A 12,570-nucleotide genomic window follows, 5' to 3' on the forward strand; every position below is an offset into this window, starting at 1 on the left:
CCACGGAGCTGTGTCATTCCCGCCGGGTTGTAATACAACGCAGACGGGTTGTCGGCCTGGGCCGCAAAGGCATTACCCATTCCGGATGCAGGGGCGCCCTGACCTTGAATTCTTGGTATCTGAGCAAACGCGGGTGAAGAACACCACATGATGGCGACGAAGATGGGGAGAAGGTTCCCTGCCCATGTATTAAAAACCCCGGCTCTGAAGTCACGTTGGATTTTTCTGGTAAGCATGCAGATACTCTGCCCTCCTCTACACTGACGGTCAAACACGTTGCAACCATCGATCCATCGTTTGCTGGAGCTGATGGGTGTCGAATGGCTTGAGTAGATAGGCTTGAGCCCCTAACCCAATGGCCTTCATGGCAAGTTCCTGAGACCCTGATGCCGTAATCATGAGAATCGGAAGACGTTGGTTCGTCATGCGCACTCGTCGTAAGACTTCCAGACCATCGATCTGGCCGATCCCGATATCAAGGATCATCCCATCAAACTCCCGTGATTGGAGTAGCGCTAAGGCCTGCCGTCCGTCGAGTGCCGAGCACGGCAGGTAGCCTCTGGCCTTTAATCGATCGTGAAGCCATTGCTGAATATCTGGGTCATCATCGACAACGAGGATGTGTTGTTCGGTCGCTTGCGACTCTGGTTTTTGTGGTGTCGTCGTCGCATGGATCGGAATCGTGAATGACAGTTCAGCCCCACCCTCGGGACGGTTGCGTGCCGTTACCTCTCCTCCTTGGAGCTCAACCAATGTTTTGACGATGGATAAGCCCAGGCCTAACCCTTTCGGACCAGTGCGATGACCTTGCTGAATCCGGAAGAACGGATCGAATATCTTGTCAAGGCATTCCGAAGGAATCCCCGGCCCGGTGTCTCGAACCAGTACGGTGGCCGTTCGGTGGTTCGGCATCGTACAGATTACGGTGACCGTTCCCCCGGAAGGTGTGAATTTAATAGAGTTCTGTACAAGATTGACGACAGTTTGAATCAGCCGATCTCGATCCGCCCAGACGACAACCCTGGTGTCGGCGCTGTAGAACTCCAGCGTCTGTTGTTTCGCATGTGCCAAGGGCCTGAGTTGTTCCAGTACATCAGCAAGACAGGGTTCAAGCTCTATGTCAACGGGTTGCACCTCTAACCGGCCGGTCTCGATCCGAGTGCGGTCAAGGAGATCTTCGATCATGCGGACCAGGCGGTCGGAGTTTTCTGACATCCGCACAAGATAGCGCTGTTGCTTCTCATTCAGGGGCCCGGTCAATCCATCTAATAAGTTCTGAATGAATCCCTTAATGGAGGTCAATGGGGTTCTCAGTTCATGAGACACATGTGAGAGGAATTGTGCCCGTAGCCGATCGGCCTGCTCAAGCGCTTCGGTACGTTCTTTAACTTTGACCTCTAACCCTTCATTCCACTCTTCAATTTGCTGGTAGGCGGAAGCATTGTCGAGGGCGATGGACACTTGACTGGCCACCGTCGTCATCAGTTCCAGATCGTCTTCCGTGACGGTTTGATTATGTGAGCGGTCGACCGTCAACATTCCCCAGATGCGGTCTTTTGTCTTGATGGGAACCACGACCAACGCTTTTGTCTGACTCAATTCAGCGAGGCGTTGATTGAGCGGATGGAGAAGGTGACGAATCAGCTCAATATCCTTCACCAGCAGTGGGTGACCTTGCAGCACCACCGTTCCTTCTGGACTATCCGGATCAGTGATCGAAATCCGACAGGATTGGGCGAACGTTTCCACTTCCGGTGGCGCACCGATAAGTCGAATATGCTGGACGGTCTGCTGACCTGCATCAAACATGGAGACCATGGCACTATTGTAGTTGAGTTCATGTGTCAGAGCCTCTAAGACCTGATGAAGCAGCGTATCTCGTTCGAACGTCGAGCCGAAGGAGAGTCCTGCTCGATGCAGTGCCGTCAGTTGAGCCACTTTTCGGCGCAACTCTACGCGCATCTGCTCCTGTTCTAGGTAAGCTTCCCGCAATTCTTCGTGACGCGACTCAACAAAGGTAATTTGCTCCTGAATCAGCGCTTCGCGCCGTTCGCTCTCTCGCAGAAGCCGTCGATTGACCAAGATGCCAATAATGAGGATCGGACAGAGTCCGACTAACAAGACTTCGCCAAGGCTGACCATCGGATTGACAATACCAACCCCTGCCATGAGGACCAGACCAGATAGGCCTCCCCAGAGATACCAGGTAAACTGTTGCTGGGCATGTGTTCGAGATTCAACCGGCAGGGGGGCTGTCGGTAAGAGGCCAGCCTGTCCGCGCGCTGCTTCAGAGAATGCCTCCGGAGTCGGCACGAGCGGTCGCGGTTGTTCCACGAGGGATGTCTTACGCCAAAATCGTTTCCCGTACCGTCGTTCTTCTTGCCATCGAATGGTCCACTGGCACCAGGCATCATCATTCCCGATGCAGGAAGTTTCAATCGTTTCTGCTCGAGAGAGACCATGGATTCGACTGGCCATCGCAATCATAATGCCTTGAGCGGACTGGCACACAAGACAAGCACAGCGTCTTCGATACGGACCAAATTGACGAAGCGTCCGCTCAGTAAACCGCATCGCAACCACAGCCGTCGTGCTTGTGACCTCGACCACTCTGAACTCGGCAGAGCCGGAGGTAAACTTATTCCCAAAGTAGGGAAACATCGTAAAGATCTGCGAAATCGAGAAGGGGCGAGTCAGGGCCAGCATGATGGGCGAGATCTTCTCTGCACCGGCTTTGAAGGCAAACCGCGAGTCGCCGGATATCTGCTCGCAGAACTCATACAAATAGCTGGCAAATTCGTAGGAATAACTGTTCCACGGGGTCTTTAGAAATTCAGGCGTCACATGATAGACGGGATCTTTGATACGGGCATTCAACAGGCGACACAACTCTTCGACGGCTGCTTGTCCAGCGGACGGTCCCTCTTGAGTCGTGACGAGCTTCTCTAAAAAAACTGTGACCGCGCGAATACTGACACCACTCAAATCTCGGATGGTGTGACCTTGCTCATCTAAGCCGAACGGACGAAACACCATGGCACTCTGTTCAAGAATGGTGCGATCTTTTGGGAACAGTTCAATCGTGGGGGGGGATTTGGCTTCGGCGCTGTCGAGCGTACTGCTAGTCATGGTGTCATCCCCTTACAGAACAGTGCCCCTGTCATCCAGCTTTGTGCTCGCTCTGCTCAAAGACGGATGAACATAACGTCAAGTCCGCATGAACGACAATTTAGTTGCGGAGCCGGATGAAACATCTGGTTGGCAACTAGGTGGCGTCTACGACGTTGATGAACAGAGTAACGGCCTTTGTCCACCGCCTGCTACAACGAACGAGGCACAGGCATGACCGATAGCACAATTTTCCTACCGGAATAGCACGTATGGCTCGGCGAGTATATCGAGGCCCCTTACACTTTGCAATACGAAGGGTACTCCCCTCGCATCCGTGGGGCCATACCGATCAAAAGATGGGGCATACTGGGAAACAGTCAGTTGAAGAGCGGGCAAGAATCAGTGATGAACGACACGACTGTGCGAGTACAGGGAATATGACCGTCTACTGTCTAACAGACCGCTTGAGTTTTTTTTCAACACTGGCGACCTTACTCTGGAGACGGCCGGAATGCCCTTTTCGGTAGTCAACTTTAATCGTGCACGAAATACGGCTGCAATCTTTCTTCATCCGTTCATAGCACTGCTGTACGACCGAGAAAACTTGCTCCCAGTCCCCCTCCAAGACCGTCCCCATGGGGTTTAGTCGATAGGAGACTCCACTCTTATCAATGATGTCCAGAGAACGGGCCACATATTTCCCGACACTTTCACCTTTCCCTAACGGCGACATGCTGAATTCTAACAAGACCATGACAACTCCTTATTGTGGTTCCACGCTTGCTTGAGACGGCGTACTCGCCACGGCTTCCGCCCGTCGTTCCGACCATACAGTGGGATACCGCACTTTGCCCAGGAGACGAAAGCCGTCCAAGGCTTCTCGGAGCAAAGCTCGCCGTTTCTCGGCATCCGGCTCATTCGCCTTGGCCTGTTCCCGTAACTGACCTAGCCACTCGACGAATTCGACAAATTCAGCATCGAGGATCCGCTCCAAATCCTCTTTCATGAATCCAGAGAGGGCCGGGGCCACCCCACTTGAGCTAATTGCCACGCGAACATGCCCTGCCGCCACCACGGCCGGCATCGTGACGCTGCAGGCCTCCGGATAGTCGACCGACCAGAGTAACACCCTTTTTTCTCTGGCTTTGGCAACGAGCATCTGCGCGAAATCACGGTCGCCTCGAATGGTATTCAGGATGAGAATGATATGATCGAGATCCGTGTCACGAAAATGACGTCCCCGATGGATAATTTTCCCAGATGCCGCCAGCTGGCGAAGCGGTTCATTCAATGTTGGGCTGAGTACCGTCACCCGTGCCCCGGACTCAAGCAGGCGCTCGGACTTCTCCGAGGCTTCATCGTCGCCGCCAATCACGAGAACCGGCCAACCTTTGACGTCCAACACCAAGGGAAAACCAGGATTAGCAGCCATCATTCCCACTCCCATGAAAATAAAGAACCTAGTATCCGGGAAGAGATGGGACACATGCAAGAGGGGATTGTAAACCCCAGCCCTCCTTTATCAGTGCGACGAAGCTATAATGCTGGACACGCTGAAGGAAGACACGTGAGAATTGGCTCAGTGCCAAACCGGCGAGGAAATCTCACGTGCAACCGAACATGGAGAGTCTATTTCTTTCGCGGTGAGATGAGGTATTAGGTTCCAACTGGGTCTGCATCCAACTCCAAATTCCAGTAGAGATAGTCACGCCAACTTTCCGGTGTGTTCCTGATGCCAATGGTGATGGTAATGACGGGGTTCCAACGAGGCTTCACTGGTTTCTTTTTTAACTTCATGCCAGCCTCTTCCGGCGTGCGCCCGCTTTTCCGATTATTGCAGCGCCAACAGGCCGTCACGATATTTTCCCATGTTTTTTTCCCGCCTTTGGCAATAGGAACGACATGATCGAAGGTCAGTTCTTCCGTTCGAAACTTGTGGCAGCAATACTGACAGCAGTATCCATCTCGCGTAAAGATGTTGATGCGAGAAAACTTGACGGCGCGATGACTGTCCTTCAACCGGACGAGTTTCAGCAATCGCATGACCGAGGGCAGTTTGATCGACAGCGAAATCCCGTGGATTTCGCGATCGTACACTTCCAACACTTCGACCTTCCCTTGCCAGAGGAGGGCGATCGCTTTTTGCCAGTGCACAACACGTAAGGGTTCATACGTTGAATTAAGCAGGAGGGTCATTTCCATGCAGCAACCTCATCCTCACTCGAGCTCCCATATTCGGGACAAGCTCGTCCGATGGGCCCAGCTACATCACGGTGTTTCTATGCCATAAGGTCACGATGAAATCAAGTAAGGATGTTCCTTCTGCGACGTTCACTCGAGAGGGAGGAGGTATCTTTCATGGACGATTACATTAGAGTGGCTTCTATTTCAGAGATCCCTTCCGGCACAGGACGGACGGTAGAAGTTGAGGGGGGATGGATCGCCGTTTTTAACCTGGACGGAACGTTTTATGCCATCGATAACGCCTGTCCGCATGCGGGTGGTCCGTTGGGTGAAGGGAAATTATGTGGGACTGAAGTTGAGTGTCCTTGGCACGGCTGGAAATTCGACATCGTTTCCGGAGAGCGCGTCGGCAACCCAAACGTTCAGGTGGCTCGTTGTGATGTACGCATCGTGGATGGTCAAATTGAGATCAAACTGCCGGTCGAGTTGCAGTTTCCCCCATCGAATTGAGTCCGTTAATCGATGGCCGAATACCGATTCCTGAGAGAAACCGCTCCCTTCCCCTCTCCAAAGCCATGTCGGGACGACTCGTCACTCAACCTTCAGATGCAGTTATGAAGGTGGGCCCATGGAGCAGACCGAGCAAGAGAGTGACAGAGTCATCAAAAAGTCATAACGCGCACGCCCTTGCAGAATCGGACAACTTTCCTTTAGTCTGTACAGTACCTTTCTGCCTGCGCTTCCTGCTCGGCAGACTGTGGTGTTATTGACAACGAGCGAACCTCAATCGTAACGACAGCGACACTCTTACGGCTGATCCTTAAACAAGATCAATAGTATGCAGCCAGATCCGAGTGCTGACAGACCGTGAACCTGCACGGCTCGAGCACATCGAAGACTTGATCGTGAACTAGTCCATGAGATTCTCCTTCTTCGATGCATTCCGCTGGGGGCTGACCATTGCGTTATTGGCAATGAACCCTCACAGCCTCGCATTGGCGGACGCGACCGACGACAAGGCACAAGCCATCGTCCATATGCTTGACTATGTCAGCGTCGACTACCCTGAGTCCGTACAGAACGGTCAGGTGATCAAACAGGATGAGTACGCAGAACAACGGGACTTTGCCGCCCAGGCCATCACACTTCTTGGCCAGTTGCCCGTGGTGTCTGAGCGAGACCTGTTAATGCAGCAGGCCCGTGAGCTACTGACACGCATTGAGGGGAAGGCGTCGGGCAGCGAGATTTCCGCACTCGCTCATCAGTTGCTTGTCCATGTCATTCAAACCTGGAAACTGAGTGTGGCGCCGCGCCAGGCTCCAGATTTCCGACAGGGCGAGAAGTTGTTTGCACAGCACTGTGCCGGGTGCCATGGGCAACAGGGCAAGGGAGATGGGCCATTGGCCAAAGGGATGGATCCGGCTCCCCGAAACTTTCACGATGAACTCCGTATGCGCCAGCGTAGCCTGTACGGGTTATATAACACAATTACGCTTGGTGTACGGGGTACCCCAATGCGCGCCTTCAACGATCTGTCTGAAGCGGATCGTTGGGCGTTGGCTTTTTTTATCGCCGGCCTGCGCACCGATCCGATTGTCGTGACAACGGGCGAGGAACTTTGGCGGCAAGGACAGGGGCAAGCAGAATTCTCAACCTTACGCACCTTTGTGACGACAGCACCAGGTCAACAAGCTCCTGCCGGCTCGTCACTCGACGCTGTGCGTGCTTATCTCACGCAACGGCCACATGTCCTGCAGACTGCAGCGCACGAGCCATTGGCCTTTTCGCGCATGAAGGTTGAGGAGACTGCGTTGGCCTATGCCAGTGGGAATCAGGAAGAGGCTCGGCGCCTTGCGATCGCCGCCTATCTTGAGGGGGTCGAACTGGTAGAGTCCGCCCTCAACAACGTGGATCCATCGCTGCGTGTGGAAATAGAGCGCGAGATGATGGCCCTTCGTACGGCCATCTCCGAAGGTCACACATCTGAAGCCGTCACCGTACAGGCAAGGAAGATCACGACATTACTTGATCGGGCTGCAGAGAGGCTCTCCAGCAGCACCCTATCCCCGAATACCGCATTCGTGAGTTCCTTGGTGATCTTGCTACGTGAAGGCCTGGAGTCGATCTTAATTATTTCCACCATTGTCGCCTTTGTCGTGAGGACAGGCCGACGTGACGCCCTCCCCTACATCCACCTCGGTTGGATCGGAGCGATGGTACTCGGGGCCGTAACCTGGAGTCTTGCCCGCTATATGCTCAGCATTTCTGGCGCAAACCGCGAGTTGACGGAAGGCCTTACAGCTCTGCTGGCTGCTGGCATGCTGCTCTACGTGGGGTGGTGGTTACACAGTCGTTCGAACGCGCAAGCCTGGAACCGGTATGTCCGCGAGCAACTCAATAGCGCACTGGCCACACGGACGCTCTGGACGATGGCCGGCCTCTCCTTCCTCGTGGTGTACCGCGAACTATTCGAAGTGATTCTGTTCTATGAGACGTTATGGTCACAGGCCGGGGCGATAGGACAGAATGCGGTTGTGTGGGGCATCTGGACAGCATCGGTACTGTTGCTGCTGATTGGCGGAACGATTCTTCGCTACAGCGTGCGTCTGCCGATCGGGCCATTCTTCACCGTCGCTTCAAGCTTGTTGGCAGTGATGGCCGTTATCTTCGTGGGGAACGGCATCACAGCACTCCAAGCGGCAGGTGTGCTCGATGTGACGAATGTTCGTTTTTTCTCACTGCCGCTCTTGGGTATTCACCCGACCGTGCAGAGTCTTGTGCCGCAAGCGCTGATCCTCGCCTTGATTGCGGGTGGAATTTGGTATAACCGAGAAAAGGCTGACTAACCCAATCACAACTCGGTCGTGACATTCATTTGGACCGGCAATGTAAGAAGAATGAGAGCCGTTCCTAACGCAGAGTCCTCTACTACCCTCCCCACTCTCTTGCCGAGGTAGCAAGAGTCTCCGAACCTCATAAACCCAGTCAAATTCTCATTACCCTCTACGCAAAGCCAGGTCTGAACACATCCAATGGGAGGACGCAACTTCGAGTGGGGCCTATGATGGAGGGGAAAAGGGGGGGAGTGACTGTGGGTCAGTATCCGGGGGTTGGGGAGTCACGCCATCAGCCGGCAAGGAGGCAGCATTCACCTTCTTGAGATCGAGATGGGCATGCCAAATAAATTCCCGCTCGAACCATTGGCCGCGCACACTTTGATCGCGGAGTTGCACACGTATCTCATAGATCTGCCCTTCGACTTGTTTCACACGCCATTCGCCAAGCCGCACGCCCTGCCCACGTGCTTTCATGCTACGAACGTGCTCATTCATGGCGTCTAAAATCGAGGAAAATCCGATAGCCGGATGATTCTGTACGAGGGCCAAGGCTTCAGCCTCTCGCGTCGTTTTCGATGGAGTCGTCGATGGCAACGTCACCCACGCATAGTACAGTCCGCCAAGCAGCAAGACCGCCACGACAGCATACTGGATCACCTGGGTGCCGAACGATCGTAAGGAAGTTGCGCTGCTAGCCATGCGTACAGGTTCAGTGCTGGAAAATCCTTCGCTGCCTTGTATCTTAGGAACATCCGGAATGTCCTGTCAATCCAACCAGAGTGCGGATGGCGATGCAACCTGCTTGTCTGATGAAAAGCTGATGTGCTACAAGTACGTTTCGGATCCATCAGAGTTCTGACAGTATGAGTAGAGGCTATGAAGTTCTTTTTATACGGCGATCTCCTCAATCCATCACAACTTCAGCGACGGGCTCCGGAACATAAGTTTCTGTACCGTGCTACTCTGTCGGATCATACTGTCAGGTTTTGTCGATGGTCATCGCAATGGCGCTGCGGACTTGCCAGTGTTGTCCCTTCGCAGGGTGAACAAGCCTGGGGCGGTGTGTTCGAGTTAACGGATGAAGATGTGAACAGCATGGATCAGTTTGAGCAAGATGTGCCTCAGGGTGCCTACCGCCATCTCCAGGTAACGGTCTTAACTGAGGCAGGAGAAAAAGAGCTGGTCACCACCTATGCCGCCAACCCAATCGGGAAGTTTAGGCCAAAAGATCACTACCTCGATTGGGTACTCAAAGGGCTCAAACAGTGGAAGTTTCCAGACAGTGTCATCCAGGAATGGGAGTCCTATAGGCCGAGGTAACACAAGACTCTACAGCTCAAAGCATTCCCTTATCAACCACAGATGGATCTTAGATTTGAGCCAGTGGCTGATCCGTGATAGCGGGTGGCTCAGCGTACATTGAGGAGACTATGCCAAAACCAAAATATCACATTCTTGTCTGTACCAATTCTCGCCCCCCTGGTCATCCGAAGCCGTCATGTGGATCAGCTGGAGCAGCTCAACTGCTCATGGCGTTCAATATGGGCTTGATGCAGCGCGCTGTTCCGCCAGGGCAGGTCTTGGTAAGTGCCACCGGCTGCCTTGGGCCTTGCGAACAAGGACCGACGGTGGTTGTCTACCCCGATAACACTTGGTACTCCAAAGTCACAGAAGCGGATGTCGCCACGATTCTCGATGAACACGTGACGAAGGGCGCACCAGCTGCTAAACTCAACCCCGATGCAGTGTGGAAATAGCGATCAGCAGAAACTGACGACACGTAACTGTTGCAAGTGGTAAGTGAAAACGTGACGGATCTTCTATAATGACGGCACCGACGGTTCACGAACATAAAGCCTACGCACCCCGCTCGATTGGGTGCATGATTATTACCTGCAGTGATACCCGTACCGCCGATACAGACAACAGCGGCCAGCTGATTCAAAAGCTCCTCAAAGACCAGGGCCATACAGTTGTCGGATATCATCTCGTGAAGGATGATCCAGCACAGATCCAACTCTGGATCGCCCGGACCGTGACCAACGAGGCCGTTCAAGCGCTGATCATCAACGGAGGGACAGGGGTTTCGAGGCGGGACACCACATTCGAAGCTGTCGATGCGATGTTAGAGAAGCGACTGCCGGGATTCGGAGAACTCTTTCGGCTGTTGACCTACCAAGAAATAGGGTCGCCTGCCATCATGAGCCGAGCGACCGCCGGCGTTATCAAAGGACGGGTCCTCTTTTCTGTCCCTGGTTCTGAAAATGCCGTCCGTATGGCCATGGAAAAGCTCATCTTGCCGGAACTCGGCCACGTGGTGCAGCAGCTCGCAAAATGAGTGCTGAATCTTGCGGACAACATGCTTGTCTATTGAAATCGATCAGCACTCATATCCCAGCATTCAACACTTTTCTAGTCCTGTGTGATTTTGGGCTCCTCGTAGGATAGCTCAGTGGAGATTTTTGACTGCGCGTATCGTTTATAAAACGACAACACGTCACGTACAGAAATCACACCGGTGAGCTCGCCGTTCTTGGTCACGCCAAGATGGCGTACCCCGAGATCAGCCATCATAGCCTGTGCGTCATCGATAGACTCACTTCCCTCGATCGTGCACACCGGAGCCGTCATAATTTTTTCGACAGTCAGTCTCCCCAAGGGCTTTCCGGATGCGACAGCCCGCCTCACAATATCGGTATCCGTCACGATCCCAACGAACTGCTTTCCTTTCTTGATGAACAACGATCCGACTCGCGCCTGACGCATCGTTTTGGCGGCACTCGCGATGGATGCCTTAAGCCCGATCGATTTAGGGCGTTTAGTCATAATCTGTGCGACTGTGGACATGACTTCCTCCTTGATTGACGGATGAGGTTACAAGGAATGAACGCCGGCTACGTTCAGGTTGCTTTCAGTCATGGTAGCACAGAATATGTGGGGAGCTCAAAACAGGCGGCAGGAAGAGTGGATTTCACGCATCGCGATATGTGAAGCCATCAAGTCGAAGGTTGCTGAAAAGCGACACGAGAGCGCCGTCAGACCTGAATAATATCGGTGTCAAAAAACTGAAGCAGAAGAATCCACGGGGCACTCAGCGCCTTGTTAGAACCTGAGCGTGCCTTCAATGACCATCACACAATGCCCACCGACCTTCACTCCTTGAATGACATCGTCGTCAGACTCCACCTGGACGAGAATCCGTGAAGGCCGGTCAATCTCGTAGCCTTGCTCGACGAGAATATCGGTAGTGGGTCCGACGTCAGCAATCCCGTGGTGAACCAAGTAGGCCCCCAAGGCACCAGCCGCACTCCCTGTTGCAGGATCCTCCAAGATGCCGATTTTCGGTGCAAACATCCGTGCATGGACTGAGGCGAACGATTCGACCGTCACAGTCGTGAAGACCATGATCCCGTTGGCGCCAAATCGTTCGCAGATAGCGGTGATCGCGGATGCGTCCGGGATGATCGAGCGCACAGCCGTGAGGGTCCTCACCGGAACGATCAACACCGGCAAGCCCGTGGAGACGACCTGAAGTTCCCAATTGGTTTCGACAACTCCGGGTTTTGGTAAACCGAGGGCCTGACCGATCGAATAGACTTCGTCAACCGCCGTGATAGGATCGAGAAACTCCGGCTTGGGTTGAGACATGACGACACGTACCACTCGTGCCTGCTCACTGTGCACTTCAACGGGAAATACGCCGATATTGCATTCCTGCATGAGACAGGTGACACCTTCCGTCAGCGCAATCCGTTTCAGATGAGCCAGTATATAAAACGTTCCCAGCACCGGATGGCCCGCAAAGGGGATCTCCTGTGCTGGAGTAAAGATGCGCAATCGTGCCACTGCGGCAGGATCTGACGGTGGAAACACAAACACCGTTTCCGAGAGGTTCATCTCTCGAGCGATCTGTTGGAGTTCATCATCCGTGAGCCCTTCGGCATCAGGAAACACCGCAACAGGGTTCCCACCGAACGGTTGAGTCGTAAACACGTCTGCTTGATAGAACTTGAGTGTTCGTTGTTCGGCCATGCCTCCTCCTGAAGTCATCTCGATCACACCGAGAGCCTAGTTCTTTCCGTAATTATCGGCACTATGATTGACAGAATATACCTGCTTTGGCACACTCCGTCGATGGATTCGCTCACTGAGCAAGACATCGCCCATGCCTTAGACGTATTGGGCCTCACTCACCCCTTCACGGTAGAAGACCTTGAACGGGCCAAGCGTGTCCAGCTTTATACCTGGAACCCAGCCCGCTATGCAGGCCTCACCAACAATCCTAGTCAATATACACAAGAGTTTCGGAAAGCAGAAGAAATGACCAGAACTGTTGAGGCCGCCTACGCGTTGATTTCCACGGTGTTCATCCCGGACGACTCCGACCAATAGGCGTCGGGAAATCGGCAGACAGACTCTCGCCTCACACACCACATCA

13 protein-coding genes and 1 pseudogene are annotated in these 12,570 nt (G+C 53.6%); 6 read left to right on the top strand and 8 right to left on the bottom strand.

Annotation, left to right across the window (positions count from 1 at the left end):
• The 5 genes and pseudogenes from ACYX34_RS09325 to ACYX34_RS09345 all read right to left on the bottom strand — a co-directional run.
• A pseudogene (locus ACYX34_RS09325) lies at nucleotides 1–236 on the bottom strand (hypothetical protein); the annotation flags it as partial.
• A gap of 31 nt (nucleotides 237–267) precedes the next feature.
• On the bottom strand, nucleotides 268–3,129 hold the full coding sequence (locus tag ACYX34_RS09330; protein ID WP_462076286.1) for a hybrid sensor histidine kinase/response regulator: 2,862 nt from the start codon (nucleotides 3,127–3,129) through the stop codon (nucleotides 268–270).
• Between the two features lie 427 nt (nucleotides 3,130–3,556).
• The gene (locus ACYX34_RS09335; RefSeq protein ID WP_462076287.1) at nucleotides 3,557–3,865 is read right to left on the bottom strand and encodes an MTH1187 family thiamine-binding protein; all 309 of its coding nucleotides are present in this window, start codon (nucleotides 3,863–3,865) and stop codon (nucleotides 3,557–3,559) included.
• A 9-nt stretch (nucleotides 3,866–3,874) separates the two neighbouring features.
• On the bottom strand, nucleotides 3,875–4,546 hold the full coding sequence (locus ACYX34_RS09340; RefSeq protein ID WP_462076288.1) for a precorrin-2 dehydrogenase/sirohydrochlorin ferrochelatase family protein: 672 nt from the start codon (nucleotides 4,544–4,546) through the stop codon (nucleotides 3,875–3,877).
• Between the two features lie 221 nt (nucleotides 4,547–4,767).
• Nucleotides 4,768–5,313 (bottom strand): HNH endonuclease, encoded by a 546-nt coding sequence (locus tag ACYX34_RS09345; RefSeq protein WP_462076289.1) that lies wholly within the window; start codon nucleotides 5,311–5,313, stop codon nucleotides 4,768–4,770.
• Nucleotides 5,314–5,469: 156 nt separating this feature from the next.
• Here ACYX34_RS09345 and ACYX34_RS09350 point away from each other — a divergent pair, with 156 nt between their 5' ends.
• Entirely contained in the window at nucleotides 5,470–5,805 is a 336-nt protein-coding gene (locus ACYX34_RS09350) for a Rieske (2Fe-2S) protein (protein WP_462076290.1), read from the top strand.
• Between the two features lie 407 nt (nucleotides 5,806–6,212).
• Entirely contained in the window at nucleotides 6,213–8,141 is a 1,929-nt protein-coding gene (locus tag ACYX34_RS09355; protein ID WP_462076291.1) for a cytochrome c/FTR1 family iron permease, read from the top strand.
• A 213-nt stretch (nucleotides 8,142–8,354) separates the two neighbouring features.
• Here the strand turns inward: ACYX34_RS09355 and ACYX34_RS09360 are convergent, their stop codons facing one another.
• Entirely contained in the window at nucleotides 8,355–8,831 is a 477-nt protein-coding gene (locus ACYX34_RS09360; protein WP_462076292.1) for a hypothetical protein, read from the bottom strand.
• A 177-nt stretch (nucleotides 8,832–9,008) separates the two neighbouring features.
• Between ACYX34_RS09360 and ACYX34_RS09365 the strand changes: the two genes are divergently transcribed.
• The 3 genes from ACYX34_RS09365 (at nucleotide 9,009) to ACYX34_RS09375 (ending at nucleotide 10,470) form a co-directional block, all read left to right on the top strand.
• A complete protein-coding gene (locus ACYX34_RS09365; protein ID WP_462076293.1) occupies nucleotides 9,009–9,452 on the top strand; it encodes a gamma-glutamylcyclotransferase family protein in 444 nt (147 codons plus the stop codon).
• Nucleotides 9,453–9,562: 110 nt separating this feature from the next.
• On the top strand, nucleotides 9,563–9,889 hold the full coding sequence (locus ACYX34_RS09370; RefSeq protein ID WP_462076294.1) for a (2Fe-2S) ferredoxin domain-containing protein: 327 nt from the start codon (nucleotides 9,563–9,565) through the stop codon (nucleotides 9,887–9,889).
• A 68-nt stretch (nucleotides 9,890–9,957) separates the two neighbouring features.
• The gene (locus ACYX34_RS09375) at nucleotides 9,958–10,470 is read left to right on the top strand and encodes a MogA/MoaB family molybdenum cofactor biosynthesis protein (protein ID WP_462076295.1); all 513 of its coding nucleotides are present in this window, start codon (nucleotides 9,958–9,960) and stop codon (nucleotides 10,468–10,470) included.
• Between the two features lie 74 nt (nucleotides 10,471–10,544).
• Here ACYX34_RS09375 and ACYX34_RS09380 read toward each other — a convergent pair whose 3' ends face one another.
• Together ACYX34_RS09380 and ACYX34_RS09385 are read right to left on the bottom strand one after the other, a co-directional pair.
• Nucleotides 10,545–10,979, bottom strand: coding sequence for a CBS domain-containing protein (locus ACYX34_RS09380; RefSeq protein ID WP_462076296.1), 435 nt, complete (start codon nucleotides 10,977–10,979; stop codon nucleotides 10,545–10,547).
• Nucleotides 10,980–11,234: 255 nt separating this feature from the next.
• Complete coding sequence (locus tag ACYX34_RS09385) at nucleotides 11,235–12,164, bottom strand: PhzF family phenazine biosynthesis protein (RefSeq protein WP_462076297.1); 930 nt, start codon at nucleotides 12,162–12,164, stop codon at nucleotides 11,235–11,237.
• Nucleotides 12,165–12,266: 102 nt separating this feature from the next.
• Here ACYX34_RS09385 and ACYX34_RS09390 point away from each other — a divergent pair, with 102 nt between their 5' ends.
• Entirely contained in the window at nucleotides 12,267–12,524 is a 258-nt protein-coding gene (locus tag ACYX34_RS09390; RefSeq protein WP_462076298.1) for a hypothetical protein, read from the top strand.
• The last annotated feature ends 46 nt before the right edge of the window (nucleotides 12,525–12,570 follow it).

This window comes from Nitrospira sp. CMX1 (assembly GCF_054902215.1).